19 protein-coding genes are annotated in these 22,520 nt (G+C 47.3%); 8 read left to right on the top strand and 11 right to left on the bottom strand.

Annotated features, from left to right (window positions below; genetic code table 11):
• Nucleotides 1-48: 48 nt before the first annotated feature.
• The 5 genes from AAC052_RS25295 to AAC052_RS25275 form a co-directional block, all read right to left on the bottom strand.
• Complete coding sequence (locus tag AAC052_RS25295) at nt 49-975, bottom strand: DUF4835 family protein (RefSeq protein ID WP_339815987.1); 927 nt, start codon at nt 973-975, stop codon at nt 49-51.
• On the bottom strand, nt 935-2,131 hold the full coding sequence (gene coaBC / locus AAC052_RS25290) for a bifunctional phosphopantothenoylcysteine decarboxylase/phosphopantothenate--cysteine ligase CoaBC (protein ID WP_339815986.1): 1,197 nt from the start codon (nt 2,129-2,131) through the stop codon (nt 935-937). The genes AAC052_RS25295 and coaBC overlap by 41 nt, the downstream gene beginning before the upstream one ends.
• 124 nt (nt 2,132-2,255) lie before the next feature.
• Nucleotides 2,256-2,585: a DNA-directed RNA polymerase subunit omega gene (locus AAC052_RS25285; protein WP_151997485.1), complete on the bottom strand. Its 330-nt coding sequence runs from the start codon at nt 2,583-2,585 to the stop codon at nt 2,256-2,258.
• A 3-nt stretch (nt 2,586-2,588) separates the two neighbouring features.
• The gene (gene bamD / locus AAC052_RS25280) at nt 2,589-3,410 is read right to left on the bottom strand and encodes an outer membrane protein assembly factor BamD (RefSeq protein ID WP_317487066.1); all 822 of its coding nucleotides are present in this window, start codon (nt 3,408-3,410) and stop codon (nt 2,589-2,591) included.
• 39 nt (nt 3,411-3,449) lie between these two features.
• Nucleotides 3,450-5,195, bottom strand: a complete 1,746-nt coding sequence (locus AAC052_RS25275) for an OstA-like protein (protein ID WP_339815985.1) — start codon at nt 5,193-5,195, stop codon at nt 3,450-3,452.
• Nucleotides 5,196-5,288: 93 nt separating this feature from the next.
• Between AAC052_RS25275 and tilS the strand changes: the two genes are divergently transcribed.
• From tilS to mdh, 3 genes are all read left to right on the top strand, one after another.
• Nucleotides 5,289-6,626 (top strand): tRNA lysidine(34) synthetase TilS, encoded by a 1,338-nt coding sequence (tilS, locus tag AAC052_RS25270; RefSeq protein ID WP_339815984.1) that lies wholly within the window; start codon nt 5,289-5,291, stop codon nt 6,624-6,626.
• Nucleotides 6,620-7,153 (top strand): cyclic nucleotide-binding domain-containing protein, encoded by a 534-nt coding sequence (locus AAC052_RS25265; RefSeq protein ID WP_317487063.1) that lies wholly within the window; start codon nt 6,620-6,622, stop codon nt 7,151-7,153. The genes tilS and AAC052_RS25265 overlap by 7 nt, the downstream gene beginning before the upstream one ends.
• A 127-nt stretch (nt 7,154-7,280) precedes the next feature.
• Nucleotides 7,281-8,207, top strand: a complete 927-nt coding sequence (gene mdh / locus AAC052_RS25260; protein ID WP_317487062.1) for a malate dehydrogenase — start codon at nt 7,281-7,283, stop codon at nt 8,205-8,207.
• Between the two features lie 80 nt (nt 8,208-8,287).
• On the opposite strand, the gene tpx is transcribed toward mdh, so the two are convergent.
• A complete protein-coding gene (tpx, locus tag AAC052_RS25255) occupies nt 8,288-8,788 on the bottom strand; it encodes a thiol peroxidase (RefSeq protein ID WP_317487061.1) in 501 nt (166 codons plus the stop codon).
• A 95-nt stretch (nt 8,789-8,883) separates the two neighbouring features.
• Nucleotides 8,884-9,843, bottom strand: coding sequence for a CPBP family glutamic-type intramembrane protease (locus AAC052_RS25250; protein ID WP_339815982.1), 960 nt, complete (start codon nt 9,841-9,843; stop codon nt 8,884-8,886).
• Nucleotides 9,844-9,961: 118 nt separating this feature from the next.
• On the opposite strand from AAC052_RS25250, the gene AAC052_RS25245 reads away from it, so the two are divergent.
• Nucleotides 9,962-12,175, top strand: coding sequence for a M28 family metallopeptidase (locus AAC052_RS25245; RefSeq protein WP_339815981.1), 2,214 nt, complete (start codon nt 9,962-9,964; stop codon nt 12,173-12,175).
• A 141-nt stretch (nt 12,176-12,316) separates the two neighbouring features.
• Entirely contained in the window at nt 12,317-13,828 is a 1,512-nt protein-coding gene (locus tag AAC052_RS25240; protein ID WP_339815980.1) for an FMN-binding glutamate synthase family protein, read from the top strand.
• A 15-nt stretch (nt 13,829-13,843) separates the two neighbouring features.
• Here the strand turns inward: AAC052_RS25240 and AAC052_RS25235 are convergent, their stop codons facing one another.
• The gene (locus AAC052_RS25235; RefSeq protein ID WP_339815979.1) at nt 13,844-14,857 is read right to left on the bottom strand and encodes an esterase-like activity of phytase family protein; all 1,014 of its coding nucleotides are present in this window, start codon (nt 14,855-14,857) and stop codon (nt 13,844-13,846) included.
• 28 nt (nt 14,858-14,885) lie between these two features.
• Nucleotides 14,886-16,742 carry a cation:proton antiporter gene (locus AAC052_RS25230; RefSeq protein WP_317487056.1) on the bottom strand — a complete coding sequence of 619 codons (1,857 nt, stop codon included), beginning with the start codon at nt 16,740-16,742 and terminating at the stop codon, nt 14,886-14,888.
• Nucleotides 16,743-16,891: 149 nt separating this feature from the next.
• Between AAC052_RS25230 and AAC052_RS25225 the strand changes: the two genes are divergently transcribed.
• Complete coding sequence (locus AAC052_RS25225; protein WP_339815978.1) at nt 16,892-18,043, top strand: DUF819 family protein; 1,152 nt, start codon at nt 16,892-16,894, stop codon at nt 18,041-18,043.
• Nucleotides 18,044-18,053: 10 nt separating this feature from the next.
• Here AAC052_RS25225 and AAC052_RS25220 read toward each other — a convergent pair whose 3' ends face one another.
• Nucleotides 18,054-18,842: a polysaccharide deacetylase family protein gene (locus AAC052_RS25220; protein ID WP_339815977.1), complete on the bottom strand. Its 789-nt coding sequence runs from the start codon at nt 18,840-18,842 to the stop codon at nt 18,054-18,056.
• A 218-nt stretch (nt 18,843-19,060) separates the two neighbouring features.
• On the opposite strand from AAC052_RS25220, the gene AAC052_RS25215 reads away from it, so the two are divergent.
• Complete coding sequence (locus tag AAC052_RS25215; protein WP_339793735.1) at nt 19,061-19,960, top strand: J domain-containing protein; 900 nt, start codon at nt 19,061-19,063, stop codon at nt 19,958-19,960.
• Nucleotides 19,957-20,250: a chaperone modulator CbpM gene (locus AAC052_RS25210; protein WP_339815976.1), complete on the top strand. Its 294-nt coding sequence runs from the start codon at nt 19,957-19,959 to the stop codon at nt 20,248-20,250. Before AAC052_RS25215 ends, AAC052_RS25210 begins: the two co-directional genes overlap by 4 nt.
• Here AAC052_RS25210 and AAC052_RS25205 read toward each other — a convergent pair whose 3' ends face one another.
• Entirely contained in the window at nt 20,251-22,485 is a 2,235-nt protein-coding gene (locus tag AAC052_RS25205) for a pyrroloquinoline quinone-dependent dehydrogenase (protein WP_339815974.1), read from the bottom strand.
• Nucleotides 22,486-22,520: the final 35 nt, after the last annotated feature.

Here is a 22,520-nt window from a genome sequence, read left to right as displayed (position 1 = left end):
GCCGAGATGGTAGGAGAATTCTTTAAAAGAATCGCTCATTTCAAGCTCTTAATTCTTGATGATTGCCTGAAGTTTGTCGTTTTCTCCCGGGTCGAGTTTGGTCAGAATGTCGTAAGCCTGTTGACGAACCGACCTATCTCCTTGTGAGTATATATTTACCAGTTCATCCAGTTTGGCATCCATGAAAGCGATGGGGTAAATACTGTTGGGCCTTACGGCTTTTACTTGTTGGATTTTTTTTAGTGTCTCGAGCATCGCAACCCGGGACTCGTTTGGCTTTTCCTGAAACAGGTCGAGGCCTTTCAGGTGGTAGTCGTAAGCTGCTTCACGCAGGGGGATCATCGCAGCGTTCATCAGGTTTTCTGTGAGCCAATATCGGTTCCTGTTGTTTCCAAACTGATCCCAACCAACAGCACCCGACTGCTGGGCATTGTTAACAATTAGAAACGCCTTCTCGAAATAAGGTGTGCCTCCCATCTTCGAGTAGGTGTCGTAGTCCATGCCCAGGATGATGTAGGCATAGTAGGCCAGCATCGACGTGATGTTACTGGTAAAGGCGTTTTCGTTGAATTGCAACGGCTGCGACTCCGTGTAGTCAAACTGCCAGTCTCTGTCTGCAAAGTTGAAAACAAGCGATTCGTACCCCGAATTATACACGGGCCGGGCCGACAGCACCTGAACAGCTGCCTTGAAGTTGCCAACGGAGGGCATTTCCTCCATGTTGATGATGATGTTGCAGTTGATCCGCTCTTCTTGCTTGTAAACGTCGTTGGTCCATTTACGGGTGTTGAAGAATTGGGTAAATGCCTGCTCCATATCAGAAAAAATACGGCGCTCTGTGGTTTGCACCTGCTGGGCGTTCACGGTCACTTTGCAGTTGAGCTCCTGGGCATTGGCACTCACTGTTGCAAACAAAGCGAATGCTATTGCCAGGCTATAAGCCCATTTTTTTGCAAACCACGTCAACAATGTCATTGGCCACTTCCTGTTTAGATTTAAGGTCAAATGTGCTGCTTCCATCATGGTCTAAGATAGTAATCTTATTTGTATCGTGGGCAAATCCCGCTCCCTGGTCTTTCAATGAATTAAGAACGATGAGATTGAAGTTTTTCTTGTGCAGCTTTTCCTTTGCATAAGCTATTTCGTTGGTAGTTTCCAAAGCAAAGCCGACAGTAAATTGCTTTTTCTTCCTTTTACCGAGTGTGGCGGCAATGTCCGGGTTCTTTACCAGGTGCAAAGTAAGCGTGTTGTTGCTCTTCTTAATTTTTTCCTGTGCAGGTGTGTCGGGGCGGTAGTCGGCCACTGCGGCAGCAAACACGGCGATGTCGACATTGTCAAACTTTGCCTCGCAGGCTTCCAGCATTTCCTCTGCTGAATGAACTTTGGTGACATGAATGGCCGCATGAGTGGAAGAAAGGGTAGAGGGGCCACTCACCACTTCCACTGTCGCTCCCTGACTGGCAAATCGCTCAGCCAGTGCGAATCCCATTTTGCCCGTAGAATGGTTTCCAATGAAACGAACAGGATCAATGGCTTCATGGGTTGGGCCAGCAGTGATGAGCACCTTTTTTCCTGCCAGGCGCTGGGCTTTGCTGAAGTGCTCTTCGAGGTGCTGCACGATGTGCTCGGGTTCCGCCATCCTGCCTACACCGCTCAGGCCACTGGCGAGCTCGCCATCCTCGGCGTTGATGAGCTTATTGCCGTAAGAGAGCAGCGAGTCGATATTGGCGGTGGTGGATGGATGCCTGTACATGTCGAGGTCCATGGCAGGCGCAAAGAATACTGGGCAGCGGGCAGAGAGGTAGGTGGCCAGCAGCAGGTTATCGCAAATGCCATTGGCCATTTTTGCCAGCGTATTGGCACTTGCTGGCGCTATTACCATGGCGTCGGCCCATAGGCCAAGCTCTACATGGTTGTTCCAGGTGCCGTCGGTAGAGTGAAAGAAGTCCGAATAAACTGGCTTCCTCGAAAGCGTGGAAAGTGTAAGGGGGGTAATAAAATTTTTGGCGTCGGCTGTGAGAAGTACCTGCACCTCTGCGCCTTGTTTAACGAGTAAACGGGTAAGAAGAGCCGATTTATAAGCGGCAATGCTGCCACAAACACCCAGAAGGATTTTTTTACCTTGAAGCATGTTAATGTAATTGAAAAACTATGAAGCGGCCAAATTCATAACCAAAGGTCACTTTCAGCCGCTTCACTTTCAAATTAACGCTTTTCAGGTTATTCGAAATGAATTTGGTTGAAGGAAAAGCTAATTAAGCTGTTTCCTCTTCTTCGTTTCTTCTGAAATAAAGCTTTCCTTCCAGGAATTCGTCCGTTGCCACGATGGTTGGCTTAGGCATTTTCTCGTAGAACTTAGAGATTTCGATCTGCTCTCTGTTCTCGAAAATTTCCTCCAGGTTGTCAACTGTAGAAGCGAATTCAGCCAGCTTGTTGCTAAGCTCCTCCTTCATTTCTGCAGAAAGTTGTCTGGCTCTCTTACCAACTATTACTACAGACTCATAAATATTACCTGTGGGCTTAGCCAGTTGTGCATTATCACGAGTGATAATCGATGCCTGCGAATTTGTTTTGTTAACTGCCATATCTTAGTTACTTGAAATACTTGATAATTCACGTACCTGCTCCAGGCTGATGGTATACATGTCCTGGGCCTGACGTACAAATTTACCCTCTGTAAACTTGTCTATAAATTTCTGATAATAAACAATTGTTTCTCTGTATCGTTCCTCCTGCTTGCTCGGAATACTTTGCTGAGCATATTCGAACTGACATTTAATACGAAGGAACGACCCCTCTTCATTAAACTCAGAGTCAGGAAAATCTACTTCAAAGTTATTGAATGCAACCACCGCTGCTTTGTACCTCCTTAGTTGGTAGTACAGGCGGGCATTGTCAAAAGCCTTTTTCTCTAATTTAAGCTGAAGGTCATCAATGATCTGCTGCGATTTATCTTTGTATTCGCTGTACGGATACTTGTTGATGAAAGTTTGCATAGAGGCAATGGCCTCATAGGTGCTGCTTTGGTCAAGGTCGGTTACCGGCGACTCAAGGTACAGCGAGTAGGCGTTCATATATTGCGCTTCCATGGCATGCTCACTCCTGGCGTAGGTGGTGGCAAAGGTTTTGAAATAGTGGGAGCTTAATATGTATTGCTTCTGATAATAGTAGGAATACGCATAGTAGTATTCCGCCAGCTCAGCTTCTTTGGTTCCTTTAATGATAGGAATGATATCTTCAAAAAGCACATTGGCTTTGTAGTATTCCTCCTCCTCGTAATATTTCATGGCAGCATCATATTTCCTTTTCCAGTCAGTGCTCTTCTGGATTTTTCGAAATTCGCTGCAAGAAACCGTGATGAAACCTATAGAAAGGTATAAAAGCGTTACTAAAAGCCGGGTTTTGAACATAAGCTCGCAAAATTAAGTGATGGTCAGCTAATTACCAATCTATTGTTGGCTGTTTTCTTTCTTTTTGACACCAGAAGTGCCGTTAAGGTTGGGTTTTTTTGTTGGAACGGCCGTTTTAGAGGGTAGGGTGCCGCTTGCTTTATTTGGTGAACCTCCCGCCGCACCTTTGGCCGCACCGGAGGTTGCACTCAATCCACTTTTTTGGACAGGTTTTGAAGGAGAAGGTTTCTCGATAGGATTGCCCAAACTATCGGTTGCAATTTCTTCCGGAGGAACAGGACTAAGCACCTGCTGGAGTGTTGGCCTTTCACTTGCCCGCCAGGCAAATCCACCCAGCCTTGTGAGCTCAGGCGTGATCTCGTGAGGAGGGTAAAAGGTGGCCTCCGGTTTCATATAGAACGAAATATTGTTCAGCTCATTTCCTTTGAACCGCATGGTGATGTTACTGCACAATATCCGGTTCATGCCCATCAGCAAACTGTCGCCATCGCTCAGCACAAAGTATATGCTCTCTCCGTTGCCGTTTACATCCACTCTCTTGATAGCATTATCGGCAAAGTAAGCCCTCATGTTCCTGCCCTTTACCTGGTTAAACTGCTTGAGGGTATCTTGCGAGACAATGAATGCATCCTTTTGCATATACATTTCGTCGACCACGTTGTTTTTCAAATACAAGCTGATCGTGTCAGACTCTATTTGGTTTTTGAAGTTCCACAGCACAGGATCGAAATAGTATGTGATGACGGAATCGGCAATAAAGTAGGCCAGTGAATCCGCTTTTCCCTGCAAGTTAGACCTGAACATTCTGACATGGTTATAGGCCAGGATTCTCTTCAGGGAGTCCACATTGTCTTCGATGGAAATAAGTGTGTCGGCAGCCAGGTAAAAAGTGTCTGCCTGCATCATCTTTTTCATCACCGGGTTGCCAAATACCTTCGATAAACCTTTGTTTCTCCAGTAAACCCCCTTTTCTCCGGTGATGATGACATCGTTGTTTTTTGCTGTCATTTTCACATGGCCTGTGGCTGTGTAGAACTTGTTGATGTCATCAAAAAATAGCTCATCACCCTCCAGGATATAGTCTCTGGTGTCGATTTGTCCTTTGATAAATGAAGACTGCTCGGGAATGGTTTTGAACTCACCACCTTTCGAATATAGCATGGTGCTGTCGGAGGTGATGATTTCCGTACGCCCATCGGTTATGGCAATTTTGGTAATGGTATTGTATCGTAGTGTGTCGGAATGTAATGTGTACTCCGGGCTTAGCAGTTCGACCTTGCCATAGAATGTGGCCCGGTCTTCAAAACCATAGAAATAGCCCCGGCGGCTTGAAAGTGTGTTATTCAAATCTACCAGCTTACCATTGTTAAAGTAGTTGGCCACACGGGTGTCCATTTCGTAGTCCAGAAAGTCGGTGTAAAGCCTGTTTTCGCCGCTGGTATACACCACATTTTCCCGCATCTGCGCCTTTCTGGTGTTGCCGTCGTAAAAGAGCTTGTTGCCGGTAATGGTCACTGTATCGTTGTCAACAATTCTTACGTGCCCAAAAGCCTCCATGGAGTTGCTGGATTTTAGCATCACCGCTGAGTCGCAGTAGATGATGGTGTTTTTCTGTGAGAAGGTCACATTTTCCCACAGCTTTTCATAAGAGCCAGCTTTGTCTCTCACCACCATGCCATGCTCTGCCTTGTACTTAAGCTTTTCCTTGCGCTGCGCCTGGGCGAGATCCGAGATGCCCAGCAGGAAGAGAAAGGATATGAGTATTTGAAAAGAGAATTGCCTCATTGTTTTTGTTAGTCCGTGGCAAAAATAGAGAAAGAACCTTTACTTGCGTAAAGTTCCTATAGCTGCTTAAACGGCAGGGCCATCAAATGCGGTATGGATATCGAAAAAAAACTCCATGAATTAAGAATTTTTATCGGGAAGCATGGTCTTTTTGGTGCAAAGGAAAAGATTTTGCTGGCGATCAGCGGAGGAGTAGATTCGGTGGTGATGGGGAGGTTAATGGTGGCGCTTGGACAGCCTTTCGGTGTTGTGCACTGCAATTTTAAGTTGAGAGGTGAAGCTTCCGATGGCGATGAGGACTTTGTAAAGCAATTGGCCAATGAATGGAAGGTGCAATTTTTTTCGACCTCTTTTGATACCACAGCTTTCGCTGAGGAAAACGGCCTGTCGATTCAAATGGCGGCAAGGGAGCTTAGGTACGGATATTTTTCAACACTAAGTGAGCAACAAGGTAACGCTAAAATTGCCACGGCACACCACGTCAATGATGCGCTGGAAACCATTTTGCTCAACCTCACACACGGGACTGGTTTTCGGGGCCTTTCCGGCATCACACCGGCCAGAGATCACTTTGTCAGGCCTATGCTGGCATTTACAGGCGAAGAAATAAGAGAAATAGCTGGTGCACTGGCCCTGAAGTGGAGAGAGGATGCCTCGAATGCCAAAGATGCCTACGAGCGAAACAAGCTGCGACACCGTGTAGTGCCGGTGTTGGAAGAACTAAATCCTTCTCTGGGGGCTACCCTGAAGGACACGCTGGCCAGGCTTTGGAGCGCTGACGCTGCCATCAAGGGCGAGCTGGAGGCCTGGCAGGCCAGCCATGTGGTGGAAAAGGAAGGTTACACCGAAGTAGCACTGAAGGGAGCCGGAGAGCATTCTATGTTTTACCTCTATGAGTACCTGAAGGCTAAAACATCGCTGGCATACAAGTCTTTCAAGCAATTGGAAGCGAGTATTGGAGAAGGCATTTCCGGCAAACTTTTTTTCACCGATACCCATCAGATCAACCTGGACCGGGGTCGGCTTATTATAAGCAGGGCAGGTGAGCACGAAGGTGAAGAGCCGATCTTCGTTGACGTAAATGACAAAGAGGTAGTATTTCAGCTCGGAAAGCTCAGCTGCCAAACGTTGGCAATGCCAGTCGCCATTGATCGGTCGGAGGGTGTAGCTTTGCTGGATGCCGACTGCCTGCAGTTTCCTTTGGAGCTTCGGCGCTGGAGAGAAGGAGACAGCTTTGTGCCACTGGGGATGAGCGGCCAAAAAAACATCAGCGATTTTATGATTGATGCCAAAATTCCAGTAAACTTGAAAAGCAGGGTATATGTCCTGTTGTCCGGCGGTGAAGTGATCTGGGTGGTTGGCAAAAGAATAGATGACCGATGTAAAATTACGTCTACCACAAGCAGGGTGTACAAACTAAGTGTATGTTAAAGAGCATATTGAATCCATTTAGAAAGTCTTATAACTCAGAGGAACTCAACCTTTTTGGCTTTTTACAAAAAGTGAGACTGTTCGAAAGATTGAGCTATGAGGAGATGGCCTTGTTTGTGCCTTATCTGTACCTGAGGCAGTATAAAAATGAGGAAGCCGTTTTTTTTAGGGGAGACCCCAGCCATGCCCTTTACATCATTAAGAGCGGCGAGATAGCGCTGAACATCGACGTGAAGGATAAATTCGAGGAGCTGTCCAGGATCTATCCAGGCGATGCATTTGGAGACAATACTGTGATTGAAAATGCCACCCGAATTTTTACCTCCGTTGTAGTGAGCGACAATGCCGAACTTTATGTGATTCCGCAAGTAAACTTATTACAGATCATGAATGATAACACGGTGATCAGGGCTAAGGTGATGACCTCATTTGCTGAGATTTACAATGCCTATTCTGCTAACCTTGTGAAGTCTTACCGGAATCACTTCGGCTTTTTTGACCTGAGCCTGGCCTACAAAAGGCGCTAAATATTTGCCGCACATATTTGTTGACTACCGGGCAGGTCAATTAGTCAAAAGCTTGTTCGAATAATAGCTTGTATTTTATAGCTTTGTCCCGATTATTAAATGGTTCAACTCCTAAAAAAATAGACATATGAAAATTACCGTTGTTGGCGCCGGAAACGTGGGGGCCAGTGTAGCTGAATATGCAGCCATGAAAGAACTGGCTGATGAAATTGTGATCCTCGATATCAAGGAAGGCTTTGCAGAAGGCAAGGCAATGGATCTCAACCAATGTGCAACCCTTAATGGATTCAACTCAAGAATCATTGGTACTACTGGCGACTATAGCAAAACAGCCGGATCGAAAGTAGTGGTGATTACGTCGGGCATCCCAAGAAAGCCAGGCATGACCCGTGAAGAGTTGATCGGCACCAACGCTGGCATTGTTAAGTCAGTAACTGAAAATGTACTTAAGCACTCTCCAGAGGCTATCATTGTGGTGATCAGCAACCCTATGGATACGATGACCTATCTCGCTGTTAAAACGAGCGGTATACCTAAAAATCGTATCATTGGCATGGGTGGTACATTGGACAGTGCCCGTTTCCGCTACAGGTTGGCTGAAGCACTGAACTGCAATGCCAATGACGTACAGGGTGTTGTAGTTGGCGGACATGGTGACACCACCATGATTCCTTTGACTCGCCTGGCCACTTATAATTCAACTCCTGTATCCAACTACCTGTCGGCAGAGAAGCTTGAGGAAGTGTCGAAAGCTACGATGGTGGGAGGCGCCACGCTTACTGGCCTGCTGGGTACTTCAGCATGGTACGCTCCGGGTGCGTCGGGAGCAGCTGTGATCGAGGCCATTGTGCGTGACCAGAAAAAATTAATGAGCGCTTCGGTTTATCTGGATGGCGAATATGGTCAAAAAGACATCTGCGTAGGTGTGCCTGTGATTATTGGCAAAAACGGATGGGAGAAAGTAGTTGACTTCAAGCTCAACGCTGAAGAAAAGACAAAGTTTGAGGCCAGCGCAGCAGCTGTTCGTAATATGAACAATGCTTTGGAGCTGTAAGGCTTCAAAAAGCACATATAAAAAGGCACCGGAGAATTATCTCTGGTGCCTTTTTTATGACCAATCAGGTCTCCAATAGTTTAAATCGCCTTCAATGCGCCTTCGTAATCTGGCTCCTGACCAATTTCTGGCACAAGTTCAGTATACGCTACCCTGCCTGTTTCGTCTATCACCACGACAGCTCTTGCGTCGAGCCCCTGGAACCCACCGTCGATAATTTCTACACCATAGGCTTTGCCGAAAGCGTTGCCGTCTCTGAAGTTAGACAGCGTGATGACGTTGTCCAGCCCCTCAGCGCCACAAAACCTTTTGGCGGCAAATGGCAAGTCTTTGCTAATACATAAAACGACTGCATTGTCGAATGATGATGCTTCTTTATTGAATTTTCTGACCGAGGTGGCACAAACCCTGGTGTCTACGCTGGGGAAGATATTAAGGATCACTTTCTTTCCTTTGAAGTCAGACAAAGATGCCTCCGACATATCTGCTTTTACCAATTTAAAATTTGGTGCTGAAGACCCTACTACAGGAAGTTCGCCAATAGTGGTGCATGGATTTCCACCCAATGTAATTCTAGCCATTTGAATATTTTGTTAACGGTTTATGTGAATAACTATATAATGAATGCTTTGTTAGAATACCGAGACGATGCAGGAATAATTCCCACTCCAACCCATTAACTCATTTTGGAGACAAAAATCAGGACGGCTATCAGATCGACCAGGGCATGGATGCTTATGGCGTAAACTATTCCGAGCCTAATGCGGAGGAGGCTAAAAAGAAAGGCATAATTGAAGTAAGGAAACAGGACAACTGGCAGGAGTATAAAGCTTTGGGGCTCCCAGTCATAATTTCTAAGATGTGAGACGGCGAAGATGATAGCTGACAAATAGAATACTTTTTTGAAATCGGTTTCCCAGATGTTTTCAAGAAACTTAGTTACAGTCGGAGAATTGCTGAGCGCTATGTAAATAATAGCGGAGAATGCTCCCAGCATGATAAAAGTGAAAAGTAGTTGCCCGGTAATGCCAGTACTCTCAAAATAGTCAGGATAGAGTAACATGGCGAAAGTATTAATAATGAAATACGAGCAAATCATAGACAATGAGATGTACGCATATTTTTTATTGAACCGGTCGAGAAAAAGCCGAAAGGCAAATTCCTCTACCAGTCCTACTAGTGGCGGCATTACCATTACAAACATGATCAAGTCTAGTTGATTGAGGCTTTCGCCAGGAAAAATAGGCTTACTTGTTGGGAAGGAGACCCCGGGGATTTTTGCCAGCAGTGGCAGTAGGTACACGAGAGGTAGATACAGGAGAATTGATACTGCATAAAACCTCAAGGCAATCATTGTCTTACCTATTAGGCCAGCCTCGATAGCGTGTACATCTGGGTGAAGAATGAACCTGACATAGTGCCTCAGAAACCGAAACCCCTTCTTTTTTCTTACAGCTTTTTGTTCCCTCAAAGGCTGCGTGGCAACAATGGGCAGATCTACCTCTACTTGCCTTTCTTTCAACACCACGAGGGCTGCCTCAATAGCCTCAGCAGTATACTTCTGACTTTCAGCGATAACCTGCTTAAGGTCTTTGGTGGAACGCTTGTTCATGCCCGCCAAAAATGGATTGATCATTTGTGAGATGTTGGGTAATCGTTATTCCAAAAAGCACCACTCTTCAAGCAATATTTCCTTCATTGTACAAGGCCGCTTTCTCAGGTTATTTTCTTTCTATATTAAAGAAAAAAAACGAATGAGGAGATTTACTACTTTTTTATCCCTTGTGGCTTTGGGCGTGTCCATGACAGGCGCTTTTGCGCAAGACAAAGCCATTATGGGCTTTAGAGACCCCGCTTCTGAGCTGGAACTGGAGAAAAAATTTGATCAGCAGCTGAAGGCTGAGAACCTCGATCAGTGGTTAAAACGCATGTCGTCGAGGCCTCACCACGTGGGGTCGCCCTATGATAAAGACAATGCGGATTTTATGGCTGCGATGTTTAAATCGTGGGGCTATGAGGCTGAGGTGGTGAGCTACGATGTGCTGTTTCCCACCCCTAAAGTGAGGCTGCTGGAAATGACTGGACCTACTCGTTTCAAAGCGGGGCTTGTGGAGCCAGCGCTGAAAGAAGATGCTACTTCCGGGCAGACGAAGGAGCAATTGCCAGTGTACAATGCCTACTCTGCCGATGGCGACGTGACTGCCGAGCTGGTATATGTCAACTACGGCGTGCCAGCCGATTACGAGGAGCTTGAAAAGGCGGGTATAGATGTGAAAGGGAAGATTGTGATAGCCAAATACTATGGCTCATGGAGGGGCATCAAACCCAAGCTGGCTGCCGAAAAAGGAGCTATTGGCTGTATCATCTATTCTGACCCGGCCGACGATGGCTATGTGCAGGGCGATGTGTACCCTGAAGGCCCTTACAGAAGCGAACATGGCGCTCAGCGTGGTTCTGTGATGGATATGCCGCTGTACCCGGGAGACCCTTTGACACCAGGAGTCGGTGCCACGAAAGACGCAAAAAGGCTCGATATCAAGACGGCACCTACATTGACTAAAATTCCTGTGATTCCCATCTCTTATGGTGATGCAAAGCCGCTGCTGGATGCCCTGGGAGGCCCTGTAGCTCCGGCTTCCTGGAGAGGAGGCCTGCCAATCACGTATCACATAGGTCCGGGCCCGGCAAAGGTTCATCTGAAACTTGAATTCAACTGGGACATCAAGCCGGCCTATAATGTAATTGCCAAAATGAAAGGCAGCGAATTTCCCGACCAATGGGTGATTCGTGGCAACCACCACGATGCGTGGGTAAATGGTGCCGCCGACCCAGTCAGTGGTATGGTGGCGTTGATGGAAGAGGCCAGGGCTGTTGCTGAACTGACAAAGAGCGGTTGGAAGCCAAAGAGAACCATCGTTTACTGCGGCTGGGATGCTGAGGAGCCAGGGTTAATTGGCTCTACAGAATGGGCTGAGGACCATGCAGCGGAACTGAAGGAAAAAGCGGTTGCTTACATCAATACCGACGGAAATGGTCGGGGATTCCTGTTTGCAGGAGGATCTCATACGCTCGAAGAGCTGGTAGGTGAGGTGGCTGCCTCTGTCACCGACCCGCAAAAGGGAGTGACACTGGCAGAGAGAAGAAAGGCGTTTGATATAGTTAACTCTGGCAACCCTGACCATAAAGGGTTTCAAATAAGTGCACTTGGATCAGGTTCTGACTTTACACCGTTTATTCAGCATTTGGGTATCGCCTCGCTCAACGTTGGCTTTGGTGGTGAAAGTGGCGGCGGCGAATACCATTCGATTTACGATTCTTACGACCACTATTCAAGGTTCCAGGATCCCGGGATGGTGTACGGTGTAGTGCTGGCGCAAGTCTGCGGGCGCTTGACCATGAGGCTTGCCAATGCCGATATTCTTCCTTTTGAGTTCGATCATTTCTACAGCACAGTCGCTACCTATGCCGATGAGGTGATGAAGCTGCCTGAGCAAATGAGAAAGGAAGCAGAGAAGATCAACGGCATGTTAAAGCAGAACTACTACGACCTGGCCGCCGATCCCAAACAGCCTAATTACAAGCCTCTGCCACCTAAAGAAGTGCCTTACCTTAATTTCAGCCCCCTGCAAACCTCACTTGCAAAACTGAAAGAGAAGGCCGCTACTTTGGACGGCTTACTTAAAGCGGGAAGCATAGCACCTGCCAAATGGGCAAAGGTTAATGAGTTACTCTATCGCTCGGAGAGAACATTAATTGATGAGAGCGGACTACCCAGGAGAGATTGGTTTAAGCACGAGATTTATGCGCCAGGTTTTTACACAGGATATGGCGTAAAAACGCTTCCTGGTGTGAGAGAAGCTATAGAGCAAGAGGAATGGGCAGAAGCTCAGGAGGAAATAATCACTTTGGCTGCAACGCTTGACAAGTTCAACAGCCACCTCGATAAGATCATTGCGGCTGCAAAGTAATTGCCCCCGGCAGCATCCTCGCCATCGGATGCTGCCGGATTAATGTGGGAAACCACAATTTTTAAAATATTAATTGGCTAGCTCCGTGAAATCTCCCTAAAGATTTCAATCTTTAAGAATTTACTATCAACCCTAGTCAGTATGAGACACCTTTTCTACAGGTCCATTGTTATCTCTGTTCTTTTTATTGGCATTGTCAGCTACTTCTGGCCCCCTATGTTGTGGGCTTTCATTGTGATTGGTCCTTTGAGTTTTGTGGGACTCATGAATCGGATTCAGAAGAGCCACACCATTCTTCGCAACTTTCCCATCCTGGGCTATTTTCGCTACCTCTTTGAGCTTATTTCTCCTGAAATTCAGCAGTATTTCATTGAAAAATCGACCGACGGAAAGCCATTTAGCCGCAATCACCGTGCGCTGGTGTATCGCAGGGCCAAAAATGTTAATGCCACCCATCCATTTGGTACTCAGCTGAACATCAACGATGAGAACTACGAAGGCATCAGGCACTCAATATATGCCACAGAGCCAGTGAAAGAATTTCCGAGGGTAGATATTGGAAGCAAATTTTGCAAACAACCCTATAGCGCTTCGGTGCTCAATATCTCAGCCATGAGCTTCGGGTCGCTGAGCAGGAACGCCATTCTTGCTCTGAACAAGGGCGCTAAAAAGGGCAACTTCTATCACAATACAGGAGAGGGGGGCCTTTCTCACTATCACCTTGAGGGTGGAGGCGACATCACTTGGCAGATAGGAACAGGGTACTTTGGTTGTCGCACACACGATGGAGACTTTGACCCGGACGAATTCAAAAAGAAGGCTGCTACTCCTCAGGTGAAAATGATCGAGATCAAGCTATCGCAAGGTGCCAAGCCTGGGCATGGTGGGGTGTTGCCCGGATCAAAGAATACCGAGGAGATTGCAAAGATCAGAGGAGTGAAGCCGCACACCACTATTATTTCACCCCCTAGCCATAAGAAATTTAGCAATGCCAAAGGACTGGTTCATTTTATTGCTGAGCTAAGGGAGCTTTCAGGCGGAAAACCTATTGGCTTCAAGCTATGCGTGGGTCGGACTGAAGAGTTCATTGAACTTTGCAAGGAAATGAAGGAAGAAGGTGTTTGGCCCGATTTCATCACCGTTGATGGTGCAGAAGGCGGTACGGGAGCAGCTCCTCTTGAGTTCTCCGACTCAGTGGGTATTCCTCTTGAGCCTGCACTGATATTTGTGCACAGCACATTGAAAAAGTTCGGGCTGAGAGAAGAGGTCAGGGTGATTGCCAGCGGCAAGGTGCTGACAGCTTTTTCGATTCTGAGGATGAAAGCGCTTGGAGCAGATATCTGCAATTCTGCCCGGGCGTTTATGTTCAGCATCGGTTGCATTCAGGCGTTGCGTTGTAACACGAACGATTGCCCCACTGGAGTGGCCACCCAGGATGGTGAATTGGTGAAAGGCCTTGTAGTGAGTGACAAAGCCGAAAGAGTCTACAATTTTCATCACAATACTATTGAGGCGGTACTCGAATTGTTAGGAGCCTGCGGCTGCAAGCACACTGAGGAAATCAACATCAGCATGTTTGTGAAAGGTGACGAAATGGTGGCCCTTACTAACCGCTACTTCCCGGATTCAGTGTTGAACAGGGTTGACGAGTAAGGAAAAAGTTGAAAGCTACAACTTAGCCACCTTCAGAGCTACCAGCTGAGTGGGTGTGCCGTTGCCTTTGTTGCCGAAGTTGTTGTCCGAAACCAGCAAAAGATATTGGCCATCAGGGGTGAAAGTAGCGCCCTCAATATTGTTTACTTTGTAAGGTTGGCCACCCAGCTTCAGGTCCTGGGTGAAGGAGAATATTTTTTCAGGCACCAGCACCGGATCTCCTGACTGCGGACAGTCGGAGTCGTTGTTTTTGGACGGCTCGATCAACGTAATCTTGTAAATATTTACCTCATTACGATCCTCTGCTTTCAGGTAGTCTCGCTCTATCACCAGCAATTCATAGTCGTTTAAGGCCACCAAAGAGCTAATGCCATTTCCCTTGGTATCCCATTGCATTTGATACCAGTATGTTTTGGTGCTATGATCTCTCAGTGAGTACTCAAGAATCGGCAAGATACTCCTGCAGCCACTCGTTGGCAGTGCCCTTTCCATAGCAAGAAAAAGCTTCTTGTGATCGGGACTGATAGTAAGCCCTTCAAAGCCGCTATTGTCGTACATTTCCCCATAGTATTTGGCAGGCAGGTCTTTGATGTTTTGGAGTTTTCCTGAAGCGTCGGTTTGCCAAACAAGCGTCTTTTCCACATTATCAATATCCCTCTCGTCGGATATAAACATCTTCGATCCTGCCAGCGCCATTCCTTCACCACGAATTTGGCTTTCCGCCAGATAATGCACGTCTTTGTAAACGATGCGCTGGCCTTTTATTGGGTCGATGGTAAATGTGTAATACCTGGCTGGAAGCCCATCGGAGAGCAAGTAGTAGTCGTTTTCATGCCCCGAGTAGGTGATAGCAGAAATGCCTCCGAAGGGCTTTTCCTGGCCTTCAAAAACACCCGAGGTATCGAACGGAATCTCAATAAAGAAGGAGTGCTGAGGGTCGAACGATAATTGCGCTTCAGCCCGTTTTGAGAGAAAAAAACAAAGAAAAAAGGAAGCGATGGTGCCTACGACCCTACAGGTTAATTTCATCGCTCGAATTTATGTATATGAATAAATATTACTCCAATATTTTCCGAAATTCTTCGAGCGCCTGGGTATTTCCTATCACCGTGATTACGTCGCCCAGCAATAATTGTGTGTCCCCGTGTGGAATAAAGATTTCATTGTTTCTTCTGAACATCACCAGAGACCCCGAAGGTGGAAAGGCTATTTTTTTCACCTTTTCCCTATCGTGATGGGAGTTGCTCATGAGAATCTCTTCCACCCTGTACAGCCCAAAACTGTCTGAAAATGCCTGGTAGGAGTCTGGCCTCATGATCAGGTTCTCTACATGACTTGCGAGGGTGTCATCGAGGTTGACCAGCTTTACGCCCGAAGCTTCACCAAAGAGTGTGGAGTGCTTGTCTTTGGTTAGGGTGATAATTTTTTTATGGTTTAGTTCATTTTCAAGGAATAGCGCCAGGTTTTTATTCATGGCAAAAGAATCAGTCAGAATGACTACCTGATCGGTTGGTCTTATTTTCAATTTGCGCAGATAGTAGGTGTCCAGGTTAGGCACATACGCCGCATCAATTCCTTTTTCCTTTAGGATATTAACGTCTTCTGCTGTGGTAACGACGGTGAAGAGACTCAGTCCATGCAGTTTCAGGCGTTCCGCAAGGAGGAGGCTTCCTTTGCTGCCCCCAAACAAATACAAGTTGAAATTTACCTCGCCTTCGCTGTGCAGCAGTTTGTAAAGCATAGGCGCCAAAACGGATGTAAGGATGGAAGCGGCCACGATCCCCGAGTTTGTTGATTGGTCTATCACACCAAGCGACAGCCCTATTTGGGCCGTGGCAATACTTAGTCCCAACCTTGATGAAAGCAAAAGGCCGCCCGACAAGGCTTTTTTCCACCCAAATATCTTTGCCATGGCAAAGGCAGGTAACACTTGTGTGACAAAGAATCCGAACAAAATAGATAGGATCAGGGGGATTGATCTTTGGAATTCACTCAGCGCAGAAATATCGAGGTTAACACCCACCATGATAAAGAAGATGGGAATAAAGAAGCCATAGCTCATTCCATCAAGTTTGAACATGAGGGCAGATCGCTGTTTGTTCAAAAACATCGAGAGGAGTGAGCCTGCAAAGAAAGCACCTAAAACCAGTTCTGTTTTGATAAGATAGGCGACGACTACGAACGACAGCAGCAGCGCAACAGTGCCACGAATTCTGATTTGAGAGGCGGCGTGTTCAAGGGTGTAAAGCAGTTTTTGAAAGGTGCGAATCCCTATAAGCCATCTTCCGGCTTTGTAGGCAACAAAGAAAACTACAAAGATGACGAGAAAAAGAAGAAGCTCGAACTCAAACCCATTTTTCAAAATTCCGGAATAGATCGAAATGAGAATGATACTCATAATAGTGGCAATGGCGCCGACCATTAAGATTATTTTCCCAAATTTTCGACTAAGCTCGCCATCAGCTTTGATGATGGGGACAATGATGCTAAGCGCCACTGTGGGTAGCAGCATTGAAAAGAAAACTATATCGGTGTTAAAAAAGGAATTCAGGAGCCAGGAAAATGGGATTGAAAATAGAAGTGATCCTGTGTAGATGGTGATAGCCAGCAGCATTGAATTGCTTATCAGATCTATCTTTCTAATCTTCTTGGGTAGCGACCGATAAATCTCACCAAGGTCAATTTCGAGACCGGAAAGAAATATCAGGAACAGGAATCCCGAGTAAGCAAGAAATCGCATGTAGGGAGTTTCGTGAATCCAGTCGAGCACATAGGGGCCAATAATAACGCCCACAATGATCTCAACAATGACCGCCGGAATTTTGGTGACTCGGCCCCATGATAGCGCCATGGGTACCAGCCAGGCTACCACCATGATGACGAATAAAGGAAGATAGTTAATGCTGTTTTCCATAAAACGGGTTAAAAATTTCTGCTGGCTTGCCTCTAATATAATAACGAGCGGTGGGAATCAGAATTTTCGTGGGTTTGAACTTAAAACTTCCCTAAATAGCCTGGTGCAATATCAATTGCTTTACTTTTAAGTACAAAAACTAACCTGGCATGTCAAATCCATTGTGGGTGCTTACCATTCTTGTCGTTAATATTCTCATCAGCGAATGGCTGGAGAATAACACTTTTTTGAGGCACCTGGGTACAACTCTGCTGGTTATTATACTTACAGCCGTGGTTGCCAACCTGGGTGTCATTCCTTCAGCAACAGAGTCGTCGGTCGTGTATGATGCCATTTTTACCTATGTAGCTCCCTTGTCTGTTTTCTTCCTACTGCTGGACGTGCGGCTGAGCGAGTTAAAAAAGGCCGGCCTGCCAATGCTCACCATGTTTTTGATCGGAGCAGCAGGCACCGCTTTGGGCGCAGTGGTGGCTATTTGGCTAATTGATGGCCCGGATGTATTTGGTGAGCATTACAAAGCACTTGCCGGCATGATGACGGGCACTTATATAGGCGGGAGCCTTAATTTCAATGCGATTGCCCTGCATTACGGAGTGATGAAGGAGGGGGGGCTCTATGCTGGAACTGTGGCGGTCGATAACATTTTGACGACCGTTTGGATGGTGGTGACCCTGGTGTTGCCAAGGGTGCTTGGCAAGATTTGGAAACGGGTAGGTGGAAAAACTTCGGCCAAAGATTTAGAGGAGAAGTTTCCAGAAGAAAAGGAAACGGTATCTATGTGGTCGCTGGCTGCGCTGCTTTCGCTGGGAGGAGGTAGTTTGTTGGTGTCCGACTGGCTTGCTGTTGCCTTGAATGCTGCCTTTGGTTGGAATTTTCCTTCTATTCTTATTGTGACTACCATTGCTCTCGTGCTTGCCCAGTTCAAGGCCATCAGGGAGTTGCAGGGCAGCCGACTGCTAGGGTTGTTTACTGTCTACCTTTTCCTGGCAGTGATAGGTGCTTTTTGTGAACTAGCTGCGCTCGGTGGCATTGGAGAATTGGCCCTGTATGTAGGTATTTTCACATTGATAGTGGTGGTTGTGCATGGCCTCGTCACTTTTGGGGTGGGCGGCCTGTTGAAGGTGGATTGGGACGTTATTGCCATTGCTTCTCAGGCCAACGTGGGTGGAGCTTCGTCTGCCATGGCACTGGCCAAAAGCCTGAAACGGGAGGATTTGTTGCTTCCAGCTATTGTGGTTGGGTCGCTTGGAGTTGGGTTGGGCACCTACGTAGGATTTCTGGTCGCCGAGGTGTTGCTATAATTGGCTTGCGCTAGTTCCTGAGAGGCAGATTGTAGTCTGGAGAGAGCTTCTTTTTGGCCTCCGTTACATTTACGTAGCGCTCAAGTTCTTTCATTGAAAGCACATTAAAGCCGTTATCTGAAAAGTATTGAAGGTATTCTTTAAAGAGTGCCGGCGGCGTATCTACCCAGGGGTGTTCTATATCCGGTACCCCATGAATGGTCAGCACCACGATTTTCCCATCTTTGGCCTGCCCAAGTGCTTGCATGATCTCACTTTCATTGGAACTGTCCATCGCCCAGCTGGGTATCAGTAATGGGTGATCCTTCAGCGGGTCGTAAGGGCGACCGCCGCCAGCACGGGCAAAGGCATAACCCTGTTCGTCAAGTGTGCTAACGACCAACGGACTGAGGCTGTAGCCGGGGTAGGCAAAGTTAGCTGGTTTGGCTATTCCCAGAGAATCACACTTGGTTTCAATATAGGTAAGCTCTTCAATCAATTGAGGTTTGGTGAGGCTGGCCACTTTGGCATGCGACCGGGTGTGGCTGGCGATCTCAAAACCCATTTTGTCGAGCTCTCTGATCTGCCTCCAGTTCATATAAAGGGTGCTGTCTTTGTAGTTAGGGGGAAATTCGCAGACGAAAAAAGTGGCATCAAAGCCGTATTGCTGAAGCAGGGGAGCCACTACCGAATACTGGCTGGCCGGGGCATCATCAAAAGTCAGCACCACTGTTTTGTCTGGTATGGCTTGCCTGAGTATCTGGGCCCGAGCCATCATGCAGCAAAAAAGTGTAATTATTGTCGCTGAAAGTCTTAGCATAAATTGGGTTTGAAACTTTACCCTCTAAGGTAACAAATAATGGTTTTGGGTGGCCAAGTCAAGTTTTTAAAACTGCAGAGGAATGGAATTTACAATTAGGTTGTTTATGCGAAATACGGGCTGATAAGAATCCGGCTTTGTATTGACTCTGGTCATAAAAATAATAGCCGGGACACCCGATAATTGTGATATAAGAGGTTAATAATACCACCACAAACATGGCGTTTATAGACTATTATCAATTGCTTGGGGTCGATAAAGGAGCGAGTGAAAAGGAAATAAAAAATGCCTATCGCAAGCTGGCCAGGAAATACCATCCTGACGTCAACCCCAACGACAAAGAGGCGGAACGGAAGTTCAAGGAGGTGAATGAAGCGAACGAGGTGCTGAGTAACCCGGAGAACCGTAAGAAATACGATGCTTACGGCAAGGATTGGAAGCATGCGGAAGAGTTTGACAAGGCGAAAGCGCAACAGCAGCAGCAGAGGAGAGGAAGTACTTACCAGCAGGCTGCGGGAGGTTTTGGCGGTGAAGATTATTCCGACTTTTTCGAATCTATGTTCGGGGGTGGTGCTGGTAGGGCGGGCGGGCGCAGTGTGAAATTCAAAGGACAAGACTATCATGCCGAGTTGCACTTGCGCTTAAGCGATGTGTTCAATACGCAGAAGCAGACATTGACCGTTAATGGCAAGAAAATAAGACTGACAATCCCCGCTGGCGTTAAGGACGGGCAGGTGATCAAGATCAAAGGTCATGGCGGTGATGGAATGAATGGTGGGCCAAAAGGCGACCTCTACATCACCTTTGCTATTACCAACGATACCAAATTCAAGCTTGATGGTGACAACCTCTACTCCACAGTGGACCTCGATTTGTACACAGCGATGCTGGGCGGGGAAATCACCATTGATACGTTCGATGGAAAAGTGAAATTGAAGGTGCAGCCAGAAACCCAAAACGGATCGAAGGTGAAACTGAAAGGAAAGGGCTTTCCTGTCTACAAAAAAGAGGGAGCGTTTGGCGACTTGTATGTGACTTATCAGATTTCCATACCTACGAACCTGACCAGCAAAGAGAAGGAATTGTTGGGCGAACTTGCTAAATTGAGAAAACCATGAAAACCGATACCCACATACCAATAGAAACGCTTTGCGAGCATTATAAAGTAGAGACTACCTTTTTTATTAGCCTGGGAGAGATTGGGTTGATTGAAATCGAAACGATTGAACAGGCTCAGTACGTTCATGAAGATCAGATGAATGCCGTCGAAAAGATGATCCGTATGCATCATGAGCTGGATGTCAACATAGAAGGCATTGACGTCGTATTCAATTTGCTGAACAAAATTGAGGCGCTGCAAACAGAACTCAACCAGGTCAGGAGTCGACTGAGGCTGTACGAAGACTAGCTAGTCTGGCAAGGCAAAAGCGACGTACCTGTCTCCGGAACGACTTCTCAGTTTGCCACCACCACAGGCAATCACCAGGTATTGCTTTCCATTTACCGAGTATGTGGAAGGCGAGGCATAGCCTGCGGCTGGAAGAGTGGTTTCCCAAACTAGTTCACCAGTCAATTTATCAAACGCACGGAACTTCTGATCAGGTGTGGCAGCGACAAAAACGAGGTCTCCGGTCACCAGCGGCCCGCCGTAGTTGTCAGTACCTGTTGGGGGCAAACCTTGTTCACGCATTCTGGGAAATTCACCAAGTGGCACCTGCCATTTTCTCCTTCCTGAAGCCAGGTCAATGGCGGTCAGCGTTCCCCAGGGCGGAGTATTCACGGGGTAGCCGTCATCCGAGTACCACCGGTTATAGCCGGTATGTTTGTAAGGCGAAGAGCGGGAGTCAGTGGAGGCTGTCAGGGTCACATCGGCAATGCCCATGATGTAGTCGGCAATTGCTTTCTTTTCAGCGTTGCTCAATTGAGTAAAAGCAGGCATCATTCCCCGGCCTCGCTCTATGATGCTGTATGCTTCATCGGCAGTTCTTCGCTTGTTAAAATCTTTGAGCGACGGATAGGCACCACTATGGTCGCCAGTCATGTCGTTGCCATGGCAGGAGCCGCAATGAGTTTGGTACAAAGTGCTGGCGGAGGTCAAAGCCTGTTGCTCGGGTGCGTTGGTAAGCGAAGAGTATACCGGCACTTCCTTGGCAGGCACATACATGATGCCGTCGGGGTCAACGGCCGCACCACCCCATTGCCCGCCTCCATCGGTTCCCGGAAAGAAGATGGTTCGTTGTTCAGTCAGGGGAATATAAGCCCGACCGGTTTTTGCTGCGCTGAGCTCCCGTAGAATCTCCTCCCGGTCGGGAGCGTCGGTTCGCACATCAGCCGACGTGAATGACTGTCTGGTAAAGGGTTCGGGCAGCGTGGGGAAGGGCTGCGTAGGGCTTACTTGCTCACCTGGCATGCCAGCTGTAAGCATGGGCCTTTCTTCTATCGGGAACACCGGCTCTCCTGTGAGGCGGTTGAAGACGAAAACATAGCCCTGCTTGGTAATTTGCGCCACCGCCAGAATTTGCTGACCGTCTTTTTCGAGCTTGATCAGGTTGGGAGGAGCCGGGAGGTCTCTGTCCCAAATGTCATGATGCATGGTCTGAAAATGCCAGATGCGCTCACCTGTTCTTGCATTGAGAGCGAGTAGGCAATTGGCAAAGAGATTGTCGCCTGCCCGGTCGCCGCCGTAAAAATCAAATGCAGCCGAACCGGTGGGAACATATACTATTTCATTTTCTCCATCGATGGCCATGCCCATCCAGGAGTTGGCACCGCCTGTATTTTGCCTGGCATTAGGTGGCCAGGTGTCGCTGCCAAACTCGCCATTTTCGGGTATCGTTTTGAACGTCCACGTCAGCTCGCCTGTGTGTACGTCAAAAGCCCGCACATCGCCCAACAAGGCTGCGGAATTTTCCTGCACACGGGCACCAGTAATCAACAGGTTTTCGAAGATGACGCCGGGTGTGTTGTACACGACGTAGTCGTCGGAAGTTGGGCGTTCCAGGCCTTGCTTCAGATCTATTTTTCCATTGTCTCCAAAGGAAGAAATCGGCTTTCCAGTGTTTGCGTCGAGGCAGTAGAGCAAGTGCCCGTAGCCAAAGAAAATCCTTTTTCCAGTTTCATCCGACTGGTAAGTAACGCCCCGGCTGGTCATCGAGAAGGTTTTGTCTGTAAAACTGGTTTTCCACAATTCTTTTCCAGAGGCCGCATCAAGCGCAAAAGCCTGCGAACCCGCCGAAACGCCGTAGAGTACACCATCGATGATGATGGGGTTGCACTGAATCTGCGTCTGGTTTTTAGTAGTATCGGCGCCACCGGAGCTATATTCCCATGCCTTTTCCAGGCGATTGACGTTTTCTTTGGTGAATTGGGTTAGTTCAGAGTAGTGATTCCGATCGGGGCCACCGTTGTATTCGGGCCAGCTAACATCAGTTGGTGAACATCCGTAGTAAGTCACTAACGCCAACAGTGTGGCGATCTGGTAAACAGGGGGTATTGTATTGCTTTTGCTCATGAAGAGGAAGATACAAAGGAGTTTGCTTTGTTGAATAGTTTTTTTTGTGACTTGAAGATATAGCGGCACGACTCCGGTGATAAATATATCGACGGAGCCCTTCTGCGTAACTTCCGGTTGCTCTTCTCTCATATTCTCCTAAATTGAGTTGCTTACGCTTAAGACCT

The organism is uncultured Imperialibacter sp. (assembly GCF_963974565.1).
Classification (GTDB): Bacteria; Bacteroidota; Bacteroidia; order Cytophagales; family Cyclobacteriaceae; genus Imperialibacter; species Imperialibacter roseus.
Note: the sequence above shows the minus strand (reverse complement) of the source record. Positions and strands in the feature narration are given on the sequence as shown.

What these genes read in the sequence shown, in the direction of transcription:
- AAC052_RS25295 (WP_339815987.1), bottom strand. Translation starts at nt 975, where the DNA reads ATGACATTGTTGACGTGGTTTGCAAAAAAATGGGCTTATAGCCTGGCA.
- coaBC (WP_339815986.1), bottom strand. Translation starts at nt 2,131, where the DNA reads ATGCTTCAAGGTAAAAAAATCCTTCTGGGTGTTTGTGGCAGCATTGCC.
- AAC052_RS25285 (WP_151997485.1), bottom strand. Translation starts at nt 2,585, where the DNA reads ATGGCAGTTAACAAAACAAATTCGCAGGCATCGATTATCACTCGTGAT.
- bamD (WP_317487066.1), bottom strand. Translation starts at nt 3,410, where the DNA reads ATGTTCAAAACCCGGCTTTTAGTAACGCTTTTATACCTTTCTATAGGT.
- AAC052_RS25275 (WP_339815985.1), bottom strand. Translation starts at nt 5,195, where the DNA reads ATGAGGCAATTCTCTTTTCAAATACTCATATCCTTTCTCTTCCTGCTG.
- tilS (WP_339815984.1), top strand. Translation starts at nt 5,289, where the DNA reads ATGGATATCGAAAAAAAACTCCATGAATTAAGAATTTTTATCGGGAAG.
- AAC052_RS25265 (WP_317487063.1), top strand. Translation starts at nt 6,620, where the DNA reads ATGTTAAAGAGCATATTGAATCCATTTAGAAAGTCTTATAACTCAGAG.
- mdh (WP_317487062.1), top strand. Translation starts at nt 7,281, where the DNA reads ATGAAAATTACCGTTGTTGGCGCCGGAAACGTGGGGGCCAGTGTAGCT.
- tpx (WP_317487061.1), bottom strand. Translation starts at nt 8,788, where the DNA reads ATGGCTAGAATTACATTGGGTGGAAATCCATGCACCACTATTGGCGAA.
- AAC052_RS25250 (WP_339815982.1), bottom strand. Translation starts at nt 9,843, where the DNA reads ATGATCAATCCATTTTTGGCGGGCATGAACAAGCGTTCCACCAAAGAC.
- AAC052_RS25245 (WP_339815981.1), top strand. Translation starts at nt 9,962, where the DNA reads ATGAGGAGATTTACTACTTTTTTATCCCTTGTGGCTTTGGGCGTGTCC.
- AAC052_RS25240 (WP_339815980.1), top strand. Translation starts at nt 12,317, where the DNA reads ATGAGACACCTTTTCTACAGGTCCATTGTTATCTCTGTTCTTTTTATT.
- AAC052_RS25235 (WP_339815979.1), bottom strand. Translation starts at nt 14,857, where the DNA reads ATGAAATTAACCTGTAGGGTCGTAGGCACCATCGCTTCCTTTTTTCTT.
- AAC052_RS25230 (WP_317487056.1), bottom strand. Translation starts at nt 16,742, where the DNA reads ATGGAAAACAGCATTAACTATCTTCCTTTATTCGTCATCATGGTGGTA.
- AAC052_RS25225 (WP_339815978.1), top strand. Translation starts at nt 16,892, where the DNA reads ATGTCAAATCCATTGTGGGTGCTTACCATTCTTGTCGTTAATATTCTC.
- AAC052_RS25220 (WP_339815977.1), bottom strand. Translation starts at nt 18,842, where the DNA reads ATGCTAAGACTTTCAGCGACAATAATTACACTTTTTTGCTGCATGATG.
- AAC052_RS25215 (WP_339793735.1), top strand. Translation starts at nt 19,061, where the DNA reads ATGGCGTTTATAGACTATTATCAATTGCTTGGGGTCGATAAAGGAGCG.
- AAC052_RS25210 (WP_339815976.1), top strand. Translation starts at nt 19,957, where the DNA reads ATGAAAACCGATACCCACATACCAATAGAAACGCTTTGCGAGCATTAT.
- AAC052_RS25205 (WP_339815974.1), bottom strand. Translation starts at nt 22,485, where the DNA reads ATGAGAGAAGAGCAACCGGAAGTTACGCAGAAGGGCTCCGTCGATATA.